Here is a 15866-nt window from a genome sequence, read left to right as displayed (position 1 = left end):
GGCCACCCCGATCAGCCAGCCCGCGACCGCCCGGGGGCGCCCCAGGTCGGTGACCTTGCGGACCGGCACCCGGTGATCGTGGCGTCCTTTCAAAAGAACCGGGGAAAGAAACCCTCCCCCCTTGCCCCCTGGAGTTGTTGGACCCAATGGGACCGACAGGTCCAACGTGGCGGGGCGGGGTCATGGGATGCGGAGTGACGTGCCGCCCGGAGCGCCATGAAACGGGCCCGCGTCCGCGATACGCGGACGCGGGCCCGGGGCCCAGACTCGGCGGCTACTTGGTGCTGTAGGCGGCTTGCAGGCGGCCGAGCAGGTCGAGCGTCTCCTCCGTGGAGAACGCCGTCACGTCAGCCGGATCGTCACCAGCGACACCGATCTCCCACTCATCTGCGCCCCGCGCCACCACCTGGATGGGCGGCTGGGCCATCCACATCACGTCGATGCCGCGTCGGACCACCACGCCTACCAGGCCGGGCGACAACGCCGTGCCGTTCGCGCCGCCAGGGCCCATGAGCAGATCGGCGAGCGCCTCGGTGGCGTTGTCGCCGCGCACGCTCTCCGTGGTGAGCGCGATCTCCCCGCCGCCGACGTGCGTGAGCGTCACCGCCATGTGCGTGCAGTTCTCGTTCCGTTGCCACGGCGGGATCTTCCAGGTGAAAGTCATGCGGGCATCCTGCCCAGGCAGGCGGGTGGTTGATGCCTCCCGAATCCGCCGCTCCCGGAGGCACGGATGTCGGCAGCAGCGCGCCCTCGCGCTGGTCCTCGTCGTGGGCACAAGCCAAGCGCGTTCCCGAGCCGCAGCGCCGGGCGCCAGGGACTAGAAGGCGGTGCACTCGAGATCGCAGTCTCCCGGTTCGAAGTGCCCGCACTCCATCCGCTCGTCATCGTCCGAGCGCCATGGTGGGCACTGCCCGCAGAAGTCTCCGAGCTTCTGCACCGGGGCCTTCCGGCAACGCGCGCAGAGCTCGTTGAAGCAGCGGCTGCAGAGCGTCCTGGACACGGAAAGCCCGTCCCCGGGCACGCAACCGTCGGTACAGCGGGCGTAGGTCACCATGGCGACATCGTGCCGTTCCGGCCTTCCGAACGCCGCTGCCGACACGTGCTGTCCGGGGTTGTCACGCCTGGACGTCACGCGGGGCTGACCTGCGGGACAAGGGGTGGATCAGACGGCGGACAAGGGGGGCCGTGATACGTCGGCGCCCCCGTCGGACCTGTTGGGCCTAACGGGGGCGCGGGCGGTGCGGTGCGGCCGGTTCAGCCGTCCAGCTCGAGGTCCGGCGACCAGTCTTCGAGCGCGGTCGGGCGCCGCGCGGCGTGCGGGCGGGTGCGGGCGGCGGTGGGCCGGCCGCCGCCGTAGTTGTCGATCCACGCCAGGCCGGAGCGGTCGAGGGTCCTCTTCGCCCGGGTGACCGTGACGTAGGCGAGCATCTGGTCCTCCCGCCTCGGCGGCGACGCCTGGCCGGTCTTCTCGTCCGGCTTCGGCTCGTCGAAGTCGTCACAGACCTGGACGGTTTCCCACTCGCGGCCCTTGGCCTTGTGCGCGGTGGAGATCGTGACGTCCGCGCTGCTCTCGCTCACCAGCCGGCCGACGGCCTTGAGGATCTCCTGCGGCCCGTGCGAGTCGATCAGCCGGACGAAGGTGCGCAGCTCGCCGGCGGACTTCTCGGTGTTCACGTAGGAGCGCAGCTGGTCCCAGCTGGCGAAGGCGAGCAGCTCCGGGTGCGAGCAGCCCTTGCCCTTCTGCAGGGTGATCGCCGCCTCGGCCAGCGCCTTGATGGCGCCGCCGCCACCGGCCAGCGCCGGGCGGCGGTTGTCGGCCAGTACGAGCATCGCCCGGCGGATCGCCTCGCCGTTGGTGCGGCACAGCAGCGCGTGCGGGCGCTCCAGGCCGCCGTCGACGACCCGGCTCGCCGGGCCGGAGCCGGTCAGCCGCATCCGCGAGCCGAGCAGCGCCAGCCACTTGTTGGCCTCCTCGGCGACCTGCGGCCCGAACCGCCAGGACGTGGTCAGCTGCAGGCGCTGCCGCGCGGGCCACTGGGCGAGCGCGTCCACCGCGCCACGCCATCCGAAGATCGCCTGGTTGCTGTCGCCGACCGCGATCCGCTGCGCGTGGTCCTGCGCCTGGACGATCTGCGCGATGACTGGGTTGGCGTCCTGCGCCTCGTCCAGCAGCACGTAGTCGGCCTTCAGCTTCGGTCCGGTCAGCGCCCACGCCTTGAGGTAGTGGTCGTGGGCGTAGTGCAGCTGGCCGCGCGGCGAGGTGACGTCATCCCAGGCGGCCCGCGCGTACGGCAGCACCGCCTCGCGCAGCAGCCGCTCCTGGTTGCCGGTCAGCCCCTTCGGCGGGCGCACGTGGTGCAGGCCGACCACCGGGTCGTCCGAGTAGCAGAACTGCTGCACCGCCTCGATGGCGAGCCGGGCCTGGACGGCCGGAGTGAGCAGCAGCTCGGCGTGCACCCGCAGCGGCTCCAGGATGCGCAGCACCTCCGCCGACCGCTCGGCCGGCACCCGCGGACCGTTCAGCCGGGCCTTGAGCCCGTCGGGCGTGGCCCGGTAGGCGAGGGAGTGCGCGGTGCGGCAGTCGATGGAGGCGGGGAAGGTCCGCTTCGCTTCGGCGGCGATGTCCTTGCCGAAGGCGATGTACAGGCCGCGCCGCCCGGGCATCGCGGAGGCGATCATCCGCAGGGTGGAGGTCTTGCCGGTGCCGGCACCGGCTTCGACGACCAGGTCCCCGCCGTCGACGCACGCGTCGATGATGGCGGCCTGCTCGGCGGTCGGGGTGAGCCCGCCGACCTTGCGCGCCGGGGCCGCGGCGCGCTGCGCGGCGGCCGGCTTCTCGAACGCCTCCAGGATCTCGGCGGGCACCGTCTGCTGGCCGGGGCCGGGCGCCGGAGCCGCCTTGCGCGTCGACGTGGCGGGCGTCGGCCGGGCCGGTTCGCGCAGCTGCTCGCGGGTCGTCGTCAGGTCGGGCTGGCGCAGCTCGACGCCGAGCGCCGCATACATCCCGACCAGGCCGGTGCGCACCGCGCGCGCGTGCTTGAGGAACACGGCGAGCTGCTGCTCGTCGAGAGCCATCAGGTGCAGCTGCTCGGCGGTGGCGAGCGGGTCGATCTCGTTCAGCAGCGCGGCGGCCTGGTCGCGCAGCGCCGGGCCTTCGATCTCGCGCTGGCGCGCCCGGAGCATCGCCTGCCGGCAGGCCTGGCTGCAGTAGAGCTTCGCCCGGCCGGTCTTCGCTCTGGGCGGCAGCGGCTTGCCGCATGTCGGTCGGGCGCAGGTTCCCGTGGTCCCCTCAAGTTCCGTCACAAGAGCACTGTGACGAAACGCGGAGCTAGATCACAAGCCCACTCGCGGCATTTCCCCCGAACGAATTCTCGCCCGCCCCCGCCGGCCTTTCCCGGCCCTCCCGCTCGCCCGACTCCACGCCCCCGCCCGTCGCATCATCAAGCCCACCAGCCAATTCACCAGCCAACATCACAACAAACTCAGACATACCAACCAAACCGACACCACATCACATCAACACACACCACAAGCAACTTGAACCACATCAACCAACCACTCATACTCAACCCAAACGATCAAGCCAAATCATCAAACATGTGCCTGGGTATCTCCGATACACAGCCGCTGACGGCGTCAGCGCGAAGGCACTGGGCGAGGTGGGGCGCAGTCGTTTGTCAGGCCGTCACGGGGGCGGCCACGGGGCGCGGGGGAGGGGATTCGGTCGTGGCTGTCACGGCGATCCGCTCCGAGGCGCAGATCGAATACCGCCTGATCGAGGGCGACGGCTGCGACCGCGAACACCAGAAAGCCCCCGGACCCGGCGAGCAGCATTCCGACCACGGCGCGAGCGCGGCCGTCGAATACCGGCTCGACGGCAAGGCGCGGCCCCTGGAGTGGATCGGCGCCGGCCTGGCCGAGGTCGGCCTGGTAGCCGGCGAGCGGGTCGATCCGCACGCCGCCCGCGCGCTGATGTCGGGCCAGCACCCGGCCACCAGGGAGCAGCTGACGAACCCGGTATGGCGGGTCGCCGACGCCGGAAAGCTCGGCGCGGCGCCGCTGCTCGCCGCCCTCCAGACGGCCGCTGAGCGGGCCGGTGCGGCGTCGCCGGCAGCCCTGATGCCGACCAAGGATCTGCGCGAGCGCCTGGCCCGACTCGAGCGGATGAACCTGCGCGACGGCGGCGAGCACCGCGCCCCGGTGACCGCTCTCGCGCAGCTGGCGACCGCGGCCGGGATCGAGCTGGAGAGCGTCTACCGGCCCGCCGCGCTGTCCTCGGCGTGGCGGCACGCGAGCGATCGGGAGCGCGTCGACGTCGCCGGAGACGACATCGGATTCACGCTGCCGAAGTCCGTCTCGACCGCGTGGGGACTCGCCTCGGCGGAGGTTCGGGACATCGTCGAGGAGGAGTTCCTCTCCTCCGTCCGGCAGGCCGTGGGCGCGCTGGAGACGTGGTGCTCCTACGGCGTCAGCGGCCACCAGGGCGACGGCGAGATCGCCGATCGCGTCGCCTCCTCCGGCTTCCTCGGCTGGATCATGACCCACAAGAGCGCCCGCCCGGTCGAGGGCTCGGTGGGCGATCCGCACCTGCACGCGCACGTCGTCATCGCCCGGATGGTGAAGTGCGAGGACGGGAAGTGGCGCTCCCCGGCGTCCGGCGGGCGAGACCTTCGCCGCCACTCCCACGCCGCGAACGAGCTGCAGAAGGCACTGTTCCGCACCGCGCTGACCGAGCGCCTGGGCGTCGAGTGGGAGTACAACCCGGCGAACCGCGAGTGGGAGATCGCAGCCGTCCCCACCGAGCTGCGCGGCTCCTTCTCGCGCCGCAACCGGCAGATTCTTGACGCCGGCGGGGCCGAGCTGAGCACCGCGCAGCGCCGCGTCCTGGCCGCCCAGCAGCGCGAGGCCAAGCAGGACATCGCCGAGGTCGACGTCCTCGCCAAGTGGCACGCCAACGCCGTCAAGGTGCTCGCCGACCGGCACGGCCGCGGCGGTGAGGAGCGCCTTCGGCAGGTCCTGGCCGCCGCGTTCCCGGGGCCGGCCGGACCCGGCGAAGGCCTCGATCTGCCCGACCTCGGCGTGCTCGCCGCGCAGGTCTTCGACCCCGAGACCGGCGTCACCAGCAAGCGCAAGGACTTCTCCAGGGCGCAGGCCTTGGCCGAGGTCGCCCGGGCGCTGCCGCCCGGCCTGTACGGGCACCTGGAGCTGGAGACGCTCACCGACCAGGTCCTCACCGAAGCCGGGTACGCGGTCGCGCTGGCGGACCTGCACGCCTCCCACCACACCAACGCGGCCCGGTACACCACGGTGGACGTGCTGGCCGCCGAGCAGGTCATCACCACGCTGCCCGCGCAGCGGATCGCCGACCATGCCGCCATCGTGGACCCGACCGAGGCGGCCCGCCAGGTGGCCGCCTTCGAGGCCGAGAAGCAGCTGCAGCTGAGCGGCGAGCAGCGCGCGGCGGTGCTGCGACTGCTGACCGCCGGACACGGCGTCGACACCGTCCAGGGCCTGGCAGGTGCGGGCAAGACGACGATGCTCGCCGCCGCCCGGCAGGTCTGGGAGCAGGCCGGACTGACCGTGGCCGGCGGCGCCATGATGGCGGTCGCCGCGCAGAACCTGCAGGCCGAATCCGGCATCACCTCCACCACCGTGGCGTCCTGGCTGCTGCGCATCCAGGACGGCGAAGGCCTCGCCGGAATCGACGTCCTGGTCCTCGACGAAGCGGCGATGTCCGACGACCGCACGCTCGCCAAGCTCCTCGTCCACACCGCCGAAACCGGCACCAAGCTCGTCCTGGTCGGCGACGAGCAGCAGCTCCAGCCGATCGGCATCGGCGGCGGCTTCGCCGAGATCCACCGCACCGTCCAGGGTCTGGCGCTAAAGGAGAACCGCCGCCAGCGCGCCGCCGTCGAGCGCGACGCGCTGACCGTGTGGCGCACCGGCGGGCGCTCCACCGCGCTCGCCCAGCTCGCCGACGCCGGCCACGTCCACGCCACCGAGACCGGCGAGCAGACCACCGCCGCGATGCTCACCGCGTGGAGCACCGAACGCCACCGCTGGACGGATCCGCACGAGAACCTGCGCAACCTGCTGCTGCTCGCCGGACGCAACACGGACGTCGACGCACTCAACGCCGGGGCGCGCCAGATCCGCCGCGCTGCCAGCGAGCTCGGCGCCGAGACCGCCTTCGCCCTGGCCGACGGGCGCGTGCTCGACATCGCGGTCGGCGACCTGGTCCGCACGAAGGTCAACGACCGCCGCTCCCGGCGCACCGCAGGCAGCGAGCCCGACATCCTCAACGGCTACCGCGGCGTCGTCCTGACCGTCGACCAGCGCGGCGCACTGGTGCAGTGGCAGCGCGCCGCCGGACCCGACCAGCTCGTCACCGAGCAGGCCTGGCTGACCCGCGAGCAGATCGCCGAGGGCGCGCTCACCCACGCCTACGCGATGACCGTCACCGCCGCCCAGGGCCTGACCGCGACGCGCGCGCTGGTCAACGGAACCGGCGCCGACGCCTTCACCCTGTACCCGGCGATCACCCGCGGCAAGGAACGCTCGGACCTGTGGCTGCCCCTGCAGAGCGTCGAGGACGAGGGCGCCCGCGCCCGGCTCGGCGACCCGGCCAGTCCCGGCCAGCTGCTGCTGCGCGCGGTGGCCGCGTACGGCAAGTCGCTGGACGCGGACAGCGCCGAAGGCATGATCTCCGGCCGGGTCGCCGGACGCGGACCCGTTGGACCCAACACCCCCAACAGCGGTGACGGGACCGGCGGCGCAGGCCCTGGCCGCCCGCCCCGCACCCCGCGCGGCCCCGAACCGGACGGCCCCGGCGGCGGCGGAGGCCTCGCCCTGCGCACCGCCGAGCCCGCCGTACTGCTCGCCACCGTGGAGCCGGCCGCGCCGCTCCCGTACGGGGAGGACCGCGAGCTCCAGGCGCAGCCGCAGGCCTCGCTCCGGCGGCCGGAGGCGGCCGTGGTGCTGGAGCCCTGGCGCACCCGCACCGCCCGGCCCGAGGCCGGGGAACCGGCCGGGCGCCAGGACATCGACCTCCTGGTCGAGGAGGACCAGGACCGGCAGAGCGCCGACCGGCCCCGCCCCGAGGAGCTCGCCGACGAGCGGGTCCGCCAGGCCCGGGCTCGGCGGACCACCGCGACCACCGGCACCCACCGCGCCACCGCCAGGGCCGCAGCCGACCAGGTCGAGCGCGACGAACAGCAGCCGCACCGCGGTGGGCGTCTGGGCCAGCTGGCCCGCGCCGCCGAGCAGCGCGCCGCCCGCCACCGCGAGGCGGCGCCCGGTGCCGAGCGGATCCGCGCCGCCCGGCAGCAGGCGACGGCCACCGCTCTCGCCGAGCGCCCGGCCGCCGTCCCGCTCGAGCACCGCGACCAGGACCAGGCGCAGCGCAGCGGGCGGGCCGCGCAGCTCGCCCGCGCGGCCGAGCGTCACCGTGCCCGCCACCAGGCCCAGGAGCAGGCCACCGAGCGGCCGGCCCCGGCGGTCGGCCCGGTCGAAGCCGCCGTCGCACCGGCCCAGGTCCGGCCGCAGGCAGTCCCGGCGCCGGCCGCACCGGCCATCGACCCGGCCGTCCTGGCCGACCTCGCCGAGAAGGTCGCCGCCGAGCTGGCGGCGCAAGAGGCCGTGCGCAAGGCCGAGGCCGAGCAGCGGGTGGCCGGCCTGGCCGCCGACGCCGCGATCCCGTCCTGGCGTCAGCGCGAGCACGGGCACGTCATCGCCATCAAGCGCGCGCACGACACCGCGCTGGAGAAGGCGGCTGCGGCGGAGAAGCTCGCTGCCGCAGCCCAGCGCACCGTTGACGCTCTCAGCCCGGTGCTCGGCACCGACCGGGCCCCGGCCGCCGCGCTCGTCGCCGAACTGACCGGCTACCTGCAGCAGTCCGAGCAGCAGCTGCAGCGCGCCGACGAGCTCACCCGGCAGGCCGACGAGATCAACAAGCAGGGCCTGGCTCTGTGGGAGGAGCAGCGCCGCGAGTACCGGATCCAGGAACTGGTCCAGCAGAAGGCCGCCAAGCGGTTCACCAAGCTCACCTTCCGCTCGCCGGGCATGCACGAGGTGGCCGACGCCATCGGGGAGCGGCTCACCGAGCGCCGCGCGCTGATCGACCGGCTCGACCGGCAGCGCAACGAGCTGCTGAACGCCGCCCGGGAAGCCGAGCGCGAGGCCTGGAAGCTGCGCGGCCGGTCCCAGATCCAGCGCGACGAGACCCCCGAGGACCACCGCGCCCGGATCACCCGTCACGCGAACCGCGCGGACCTCAACACCTACCGGCACGCCGTCTCCGAGGTCGAGCGGCACACCGCGAGCGCCGCCGGCCACCGCCAGCGCGCCGAGGGCCTGGTCGAGGAGGCCCGGCTGCGCAAGCAGATGTCGCCGGGGCGCAAGGCGGCCGAGGACACCCGCCGCCAGGAGCACCGCGCCCGGATCCAGGAGCAGCGCCGCCAGGAGCAGCAGCGCCTGCAGGAGCAGTACCGCCAGCAGCAGCACTACCGGGGGCCCGAGCCGCCGAGCCACCGCGGGCCGAGCCTCGGCCGCTGACGGTCCGGCGGAAGGACAGCCGGCTGATCCCTGTGGTGCCGGGGCCGCTTGCCGCGCCCCGGACCCCAGGCCCGGCCCGGCATCATCCGGCGCGGACAGGACGCTCCCGGGCGGGCCGCCGTACGCGCCGGACGACGCCGGGCTTCAGTCCGCGTCTGCCGCAGGCGGGGGGATCGGCACCATGGCGGCGCGGGCCGCGTGCGCGATCACCTCGTCGAGCACGTCCGCGATCGAGGCGTGCACCGTTCTCGTGCTCCCGGCGAGGGCGACCTGGTGCTCGATGTCCAGGCGCCTTGGGTAGCCGGGTGCGGCTCCGACCACGATGTGCCGGTCCTCGCCGAGAGCGGCGCCGAGCTCGAACAGCGCGATCGGCTGGACCTGGTCGGCCGGGAACCAGAACAGGGTCACGTCGGCCAGGTGCAGGTGGTGGTGCTCCCAGGCGATCTGGCGCGGAGCCTCGGCGGGGTCGTCGATCGGGAACGCCCGGCGGCGCGGGTTGAACACGGTCAGGCCGACGTCCAGGAGCTCCTCGGCGGCCGGGGCCTGCCAGTCGGGGCAGCCGGTGATCCCGCCGGCCAGGAAGACGCTGAGCGGGTCGCCGGGCGCTGGCTCGTAGTAGTCGGGCGCCTCGAAGTAGCGGGTTGTCATACCGCCACGGTGGAGGCCGAGGACGCGCGGTGTCCGGGCTTCCCGGAGGTTTCCCGTTTCCTCTTTTCCCGTTCCCCGGGCGGCCGGTGGCCCCGCCGGGGTGTCCTGCCCTGGGGGTGCGGGAGGGGGTTAGGCCTGTTGGGACTGACAGGGGCAACAGGGCCGGCGGGGCGCCACGAACAACGTAGCCAACTAAATGTTGGCCAACACTAGACAGGCCAACTAAAAGTTGGCATTCTGAATGTGTCGGGCCAACCGGACCGGCCAACCAAGGGGAAGGGACACAGCCGTGTCGGACACCGCGACCACCGAGACCGAGACCACCACCCCGGACGTGGTGATCACCTCCTTCGGCTACCTGCACGACGCCCCGCCCGCCGACCAGGACATCACCCTCGACCTGCGCCGCCACTTCCGCGACCCGCACGTCAACCCGGCCCTGCGCTACCTCACCGCGCTGGACGAGGAGGTCCGCGAGGCGGTGCGCAGCACCCCCGGCATCCCGCAGCTGGTGGCCGCCACCGTTGCCGCGGTGCTCGCCTACCGCACCGGCCCGAGCGCCGCGCAGTACCAGGTGAAGGTCGCCTCGGGATGCGCCGGCGGTCGCCACCGCGCCGGTTCGGTGGCCCTGGAACTCGCCGCCGCGCTGACCGCGCTCGGCCTGAGCGTCGAGGTCGCGCACCGCGACATCGAGCTCGCGGTCGTCGACCGCTGAGACCGCCTCACCCCGCGCACACTTCCGGGGCGGCCGTCCTGCCGGCAAGCTGACCGGCCGCCCCGGAGCTCCCAACCCGCAACCCCGAGAAGGGAAGCTCCTCTATGCCCGCAGCCATGTCCGCCGGCGTCGACCTCTCGACGGCCGACGTCATCCTGCTGAACTCCTCCGCCGGCAAAGACTCCCAGGCGATGCTCGACTGGGCGGTCGAGCTCGCCGACAAGGCCGGAGTCCGCGACCGCATCACCGTCCTGCACTGCGACCTCGGCGACGTCGAGTGGCCCGGCACCCGGGAGCTCGCCCGCCGCCAGGCGGAGCACTACGGCCTGCGGTTCGAGGTCCGCCACCGCGAACAGGGCGGCCTGCTGCAGCAGATCGAGGAACGGCACCACACGCTCCGGGCGAAGGGCAGCACCGCCCCGGCCTGGCCTTCGTCATCAGCCAAATTCTGTACGAGTGACCAGAAGCGGGGACCGGCGCGCAAGCTCATCACCGAGCTGGTCACGGAACTCGACCTCGACCGCCCCGCGTTCGTCGTCAACGGCCTCGGCCTGCGCGCCGCCGAATCGTCGGCGAGGGCCAAGAGGCTGGCCACGGCGATCGACCCGGCAGCGACGAGCGGACGCCGCACCGTCCTGACCTGGCACCCGATCCTCGACTGGTCTGACCGCGACGTCTGGCAGCGCATCGCGGACAGCGGCGTCGACTACCACCCGGCGTACGACTCCGGCATGACCCGACTGTCGTGCAGCTTCTGCATCCTGGCGTCCCGCGCCGACCTGGTGACCGCCGCCCGACTCCGCCCGGCGAAAGCCGCCGAGTACCTGGCACTCGAACAGCGCCTCGGCCACACCTTCAAGATGGGCCTGTCCATGGCCGAGATCGTCGCGGAGGCCGAACGCCTCGGACCGCTGCCGATGGTCTCCGACGGCAGCGCCCTGCGCCGCAACCTCGCCCTGGCGGCCTGAACCCCCACGCCGCTGAGACCAGCGTCACGCCCGCTCTGCCAAGGATGACGCAGACGCCCTGACGCCCCGTCGGCACTCTCGAACCAGCACCTCCCGGGGCGGCCGTCCTGCCGGCAAGCTGACCGGCCGCCCCGGAGCTCCCAACCCGCAACCACGAGAAGAGAGAGCTCCATCATGTCGAACAACACCATTGCCGTCCGCTTCGCCGCCACCTACGCCCTGCTGCGCGTCTCGGCCGCTGTCGCGGACCACTGGGTGCAGTCCACGCACCAGGCAGCGAACAAGGGCTGGCACGACGGCGACACGGACGCGCAGGGCCACGCCCACACCTCCGCCGAGGGCCGGAAGGCCTGCGCGGCGCACGTCGCCTCCTACGTCGCCACCCAGGGCCTGGCCCTCGCGGTCGGCAACAAGGTGCTCGGCCTGGCCCTCAAGCCGCGCCACGTCCTGGCGGCGCTCGCCGTCTCCGGGGTCACGCACTACGTCGCGGACAGGCGCCGGCCGCTCAAGTGCCTCGCCGGGAAGGTCGGCAAGGCGCCCTTCTACGGCCTGGCCGACCACGGCATGAACGGCGCGTACGCGCTCGACCAGAGCTACCACCACCTGTTCGAGACCGTCGCCGCCGCGATCGCCGCCCGCTGAGCCCCTGTCGAACCCATCACGAGACCAGGAGATCCACGATGAACGAGATCACCGAGAGCATCCCCGCCGGACGACGCAGCTGGTCGACGAGCTGGCCGCAGTACACGCCCACGGACGTCACCCCGCCCGAGCTCCAGCCCTCGGCACTGGCCCGCCAGGTGCCCGGCTGGGCGGAGGCGGCCCCCACGCCGACCGAGGTGCACGACTTGCAGCAGCGCCAGGCCCGCGCACTCGTGCCGTTCGAGCTCGACGGGCGGGGCTGGCCACTGCACCCCCTCGGCCGGACCGGCCGCACCGGCCGCAACCTCGGCAAGTGGGGGGAGAACGCCGCCGCCGACCCGATCGTGATCGCGGGCACCGGCCCGGACCGGCGAATCCTGCTGATCACCCGGGACGACATCCACCAGGAGGCGATCCCCGGCGGAATGGTGGACGACAACGGCGAGACCGCCCCGCAGGCGCTGGTGCGCGAGCTGCGGGAGGAGACCGGCGTGGATCTGAGCAGCCACCAGCCGGTCATCCTGGGCCGGGACCTGGTGGACGACCACCGCCAGTCGGACCACGCCTGGGTGGCGAGCACCTCGGCCCTGTTCGTCCTGCCTGCCACCGTCGCCGCGACGGCCGCCGACGACGCCCTGGACGCCACCTGGTACCCGGCGGGCTCGATGGCCGCCCTGGAGACCGCCATCACCGCCGCCGGCCGCACCCTGTACGCCGCACACCGGCCCCTGATCGCCCGCGCCCTCGCCCACCTCGCCCAGCAGTAACCCGACGACCCACCAGCAACAGCCATCGGCTCGGCACCGCACACAGGTGCCGAGCCGATCGTCGTGCACCCGCCCCCACCCTCATGACCCTCCCCGGACCCCACGCCACCCGCTCCGGAGGGCAGCGGCGGGCGGTCAGCTGACCTCGGTCACATCTACCTAGATAAACCGAAGTTATCCGGGAGTCCGGTTCCGTAACGCGATGGCGGGCGTGACGCATCCACCTTGCCCAGGGCGCGGGGCTGACGTTCTCCAGCTGTGGGCAGGAACTGGACTATGGCCAGCCGAGGGGCGGCCACCACATGGAGGGGAATCCCGTGCGCGACACCATCACCCTGGCCGACGATGCCGACCTCGCCCACCTGGTCGACCTGATCGACATGCTCCCGAGCCCGGACGAGACGGACTTCTGGGGCGAGGAACCCCTGGCCATCGGCAAGAAGTTCGCGTTCCGGCTCCGCGCGGTGCTCACCGGTCGGGCCTACCCGAAAGACGTGGACTACCTGGCGGTCTACGTCTTGAAGTACCTCGGCCGCGGCAACGGCTACATCACCGAGGAGCAGATCACCAAGAGTCTCAGGGGCGCCCACGGCATCCCGGCCGCCGGCTACGCCTGGGTGGAGGACGCCACCCGCACCGCGTGGACGCTGGCCACCCGCTACAGCCTCCCGAACTGGCGCGGCCCCCGCTCGGCCCCCGGCCAGGCGTGGCTCCAGGACTGAGCGGTCCCAACGCCAGTAGGCCCGTTGGACCTGTTGGGTCCAACGGGCCTACTGCTGCCCAGGGCCGCCGGCTCATCAGCGGTGGACCCAGCGGGCGGTGATCTGGGTGAACAGGGCCTCGGTGTCGTCGACCAGGCGGGCATTGCGCTCGCCGGCCTTGCGGCGGGTGAAGTAGCCGATCGTGGTGGCCGGGTCGGAGTGGTCGGCGAAGGCCTGGATCTCGGCGAGCGGTTCCTTCGCGTCGATCATGTGCGTGATCCGGCTCGCCCGCAGGACGTGCGGGGTGACGTCGCGGCCGGGCAGGACGCCGGCGCGCTTGCCGAGCCGGGTGAGCATCCGGTCGACGTCGTGCCGGTCAAGGCGTTGACCGGACGCGTCGAGCAGCAGCGGGCCGGTGGTGCGCTCGCCGACGTGGAGCTCCAGGAGCTCGTCGACGGTCGGGGACAGCGGCAGCAGCCGGTCCTTGGAGCCCTTGCGGTTGAGGTCGAGGAAGGCGCGCCGGCCGCGCACCACGCGCTTGTCGACGTCGAGGGCGCACATCTCGGTGACCCGGCCGGCCAGGGTGTAGAGCTGGGTGACGACCAGGGCGTCGCGCTCGTCGTCGGAGGCCTCCACCACGGCCTGCAGCTCGTCGACCTCCAGCACCGGCGTGGCGGTGGAGGTGTCGTGCCGGTCGATGGTGGGCCGGTGGTCCTCGGAGTCGACCGGGTTGGTGCAGGCGATGCCGCGTCGGGCGGCGTAGGCGTGCAGCGAGGACAGGGAGGACAGCCGGCGGGCAACCGAGCGGTCGGAGCCGCCGCGGGCCTCCTGCAGCAGCCGCCAGGCGGTGACGTCCTCGTAGGCCAGGCAGCCCAGGGAGAAGGGGGCGGTGCCGAGCTCGGCGGCGAAGGCGGCCCAGAACCGGATGTCGTCGCAGTACGCCCGGCGGGTGTTCTGGGACTGGCGCTTGCCGGAGGAGAGCCAGGACATGACGGCCTGAAAGGTATCGCGGTCGCACAGCTCCGCCATGAGCTCGATCCGCCAGCGGACCGGGTCCGTGCGCTTGCGCCCGAGCCGCACGGTGCCGAGCTCGGCGCGCAGGAAGTTCAGGATCTCCTCGCCGACCGTCGCAGTCGGCCGCGAGAGGGCCTGGGAGGGGCGGAGAGCGGGCAGCTGCTGAGCCTCAGTCATGCCAGCAACGCTAACGCATAATTCACGTTATGCGCTGGTGGAGGGGCGTTCACCCACACGGGCGAGCCCGAGTCACTCACGTCCCACCAGCTCGTTCACCGGCCGACCGCGACGTCGTCGAGACCGGAGGACAGCACCATGGGACAGGCCAGACTCAGGCGGCTGCGCGGGGAGATGCCCCGCCCACGTCCCCGGCTCCCGGAGCGCGACCGGTTCAGCAGCGTCGGCGACGTCGTGAAGCAGCCCGCGCTCTGGGCCCAGCTGCCCGATCCGGTCCAGGCCCTCGTGCCTTCCCTGATGCAGCGGTACCTCGAGCTCAACAAGACCTGGCCGAACGGACCGGCCTGCGGCGGCCCGCTGTTCATCCACGAGGACGGCCGCTACGAGTGCAAGGCCGGCTGCCCCGGGGAGCTCGCCGTGCTGCACGTCCCCGAGGCACTCCAGTTCTGCACCTTCGCCGACCGCTACGAGCACTCCCTGCCCGAGCTGTCCTGCAGCTGGTGCGACCACCAGCGCGACGAGGCGCACGAGCAGCTGGTCATCTGCCCCGGCATGGCAACCGAGCACGATGACGCCGCCCAGGAGTGTGACCTCGGCGCCGCCTGCCAAGCCCCGGACGGGCTGCACAGCTTCACCAAGTCCTGCGGCCTGTTCACTCCCTGCGCCCGGTGCTGATGTTGGCCGGGGTGGTCAACGTCTTGACCACCCCGGCCGCGCCGCTCGAACCCGTCGAGTCCGTGCACACCAAGGGCGTTCGACCGAGCCAACCCGGTGTTGGGCCTTCCATGCTCAGCGAGGCGGCCCGGGCCGCCGAAGTGTGGTGCCAAGTTCGGCGACGGGGTGGGCGTCGCCGGCCTCCGCCTGTAGGGCAGCGACCAGGCGCGGGTACAGGCCGGTGCTCCAGTCGCTGTCTTCGATGGCTGTCCTCGCTTCCCGGTCGGCCGCTTCGAGTACCACGGTGCTGCCCAGCGTGAACAGGGGCCGCAAGCGGGCCAGCACCGGTTGGTCCGCCTCGGGCATCCGGGCGACAGCCCGGGGCCACGCTTCCCGGAGCCACGGTTCGGTGTCCGGAGCGGTGGGGCCGGGAGGAGTGCTACTCATACCGGTTCAACGAGCAAGGCATGCGGAAGACGCGGACCGCGGTCGCCGGGGCGGCGAGCGGGACGACGCCACGACCGTGGTGCTTGCAGCACCGCCGGAGGGGGCGATAACTGTCCTCATAGGTAACTGTCCCAATCGCCGTTTTGGACAGTTACGGCCCGGCCCGGCTGCAGGTGCGACGGCGGCCACCGCGGCGCACCGTGGACCCATGGCCGTCATCGTGGTCCTGGAGTTGATGGAGCCCGCGGACGCCCGGGTGATCCTGGCGAGCGAAGAGCCGGTGGAGCCGTCAGCGGTCCGCCAGGTCCACGCGGCGCCGAGCGATCCGGACGTCCCCGGCGATCCCGGCCCCACCACGGTGTGCGGGCGCGACACCGCCGCGATGCTGCTGGAGCACTGGCAACCGTCCGGGCCCGGCCAACGCTGGTACCCGCCCCGCTGGACCGGCCGGATCTGTCCAACCTGCGACACCGTCGTCCGTACCGGCTGACGCCTGCCGGTTTCAGCGCCGGCCCCCGCCGCAGGCGAGGGACGTCCGGGAGGAGGGGAGCGGCACTTATGTCACGGCGCTGCCCCGCGT

At 72.8% G+C, this 15866-nt stretch carries 12 protein-coding genes; 8 read left to right on the top strand and 4 right to left on the bottom strand.

The genetic code is table 11. The annotated features are described in order from the left end of the window. Positions 1 to 274: 274 nt before the first annotated feature. A complete protein-coding gene (locus ABT095_RS33855; RefSeq protein WP_350533400.1) occupies positions 275 to 664 on the bottom strand; it encodes a hypothetical protein in 390 nt (129 codons plus the stop codon). A gap of 590 nt (positions 665 to 1254) precedes the next feature. Beyond that, complete coding sequence (locus ABT095_RS33850; RefSeq protein ID WP_350533399.1) at positions 1255 to 3303, bottom strand: UvrD-helicase domain-containing protein; 2049 nt, start codon at positions 3301 to 3303, stop codon at positions 1255 to 1257. A 423-nt stretch (positions 3304 to 3726) separates the two neighbouring features. Between ABT095_RS33850 and mobF the strand changes: the two genes are divergently transcribed. Further along, entirely contained in the window at positions 3727 to 8553 is a 4827-nt protein-coding gene (gene mobF, locus ABT095_RS33845; protein WP_350533398.1) for a MobF family relaxase, read from the top strand. 144 nt (positions 8554 to 8697) lie between these two features. On the opposite strand, the gene ABT095_RS33840 is transcribed toward mobF, so the two are convergent. Next, positions 8698 to 9201, bottom strand: a complete 504-nt coding sequence (locus ABT095_RS33840) for a nucleoside 2-deoxyribosyltransferase domain-containing protein (RefSeq protein ID WP_350533397.1) — start codon at positions 9199 to 9201, stop codon at positions 8698 to 8700. A 289-nt stretch (positions 9202 to 9490) separates the two neighbouring features. Here ABT095_RS33840 and ABT095_RS33835 point away from each other — a divergent pair, with 289 nt between their 5' ends. The 5 genes from ABT095_RS33835 to ABT095_RS33815 all read left to right on the top strand — a co-directional run bounded on the left by ABT095_RS33835 (position 9491) and on the right by ABT095_RS33815 (position 13015). After that, entirely contained in the window at positions 9491 to 9916 is a 426-nt protein-coding gene (locus ABT095_RS33835; protein WP_350533396.1) for a RapZ C-terminal domain-containing protein, read from the top strand. 104 nt (positions 9917 to 10020) lie between these two features. After that, positions 10021 to 10884 (top strand): phosphoadenosine phosphosulfate reductase domain-containing protein, encoded by an 864-nt coding sequence (locus ABT095_RS33830; protein WP_350533395.1) that lies wholly within the window; start codon positions 10021 to 10023, stop codon positions 10882 to 10884. Positions 10885 to 11058: 174 nt separating this feature from the next. After that, a complete protein-coding gene (locus tag ABT095_RS33825; protein ID WP_350533394.1) occupies positions 11059 to 11526 on the top strand; it encodes a hypothetical protein in 468 nt (155 codons plus the stop codon). Positions 11527 to 11564: 38 nt separating this feature from the next. Continuing rightward, positions 11565 to 12293: an NUDIX domain-containing protein gene (locus tag ABT095_RS33820; protein WP_350533393.1), complete on the top strand. Its 729-nt coding sequence runs from the start codon at positions 11565 to 11567 to the stop codon at positions 12291 to 12293. 317 nt (positions 12294 to 12610) lie between these two features. Next, positions 12611 to 13015: a hypothetical protein gene (locus ABT095_RS33815; RefSeq protein ID WP_350533392.1), complete on the top strand. Its 405-nt coding sequence runs from the start codon at positions 12611 to 12613 to the stop codon at positions 13013 to 13015. 75 nt (positions 13016 to 13090) lie between these two features. Here the strand turns inward: ABT095_RS33815 and ABT095_RS33810 are convergent, their stop codons facing one another. Continuing rightward, positions 13091 to 14185, bottom strand: coding sequence for a tyrosine-type recombinase/integrase (locus ABT095_RS33810; RefSeq protein ID WP_350533391.1), 1095 nt, complete (start codon positions 14183 to 14185; stop codon positions 13091 to 13093). A 138-nt stretch (positions 14186 to 14323) separates the two neighbouring features. On the opposite strand from ABT095_RS33810, the gene ABT095_RS33805 reads away from it, so the two are divergent. Together ABT095_RS33805 and ABT095_RS33800 are read left to right on the top strand one after the other, a co-directional pair. Further along, complete coding sequence (locus ABT095_RS33805; RefSeq protein ID WP_350533390.1) at positions 14324 to 14860, top strand: hypothetical protein; 537 nt, start codon at positions 14324 to 14326, stop codon at positions 14858 to 14860. A gap of 634 nt (positions 14861 to 15494) precedes the next feature. Continuing rightward, positions 15495 to 15776: a hypothetical protein gene (locus tag ABT095_RS33800; RefSeq protein ID WP_350533389.1), complete on the top strand. Its 282-nt coding sequence runs from the start codon at positions 15495 to 15497 to the stop codon at positions 15774 to 15776. The last annotated feature ends 90 nt before the right edge of the window (positions 15777 to 15866 follow it).

This window comes from Kitasatospora sp. NPDC002227 (assembly GCF_040296285.1).
Classification (GTDB): domain Bacteria; phylum Actinomycetota; class Actinomycetes; order Streptomycetales; family Streptomycetaceae; genus Kitasatospora.
The sequence above is the reverse complement of the archived record's forward strand: the minus strand, read 5'-3'. Positions and strand labels throughout refer to the sequence as shown.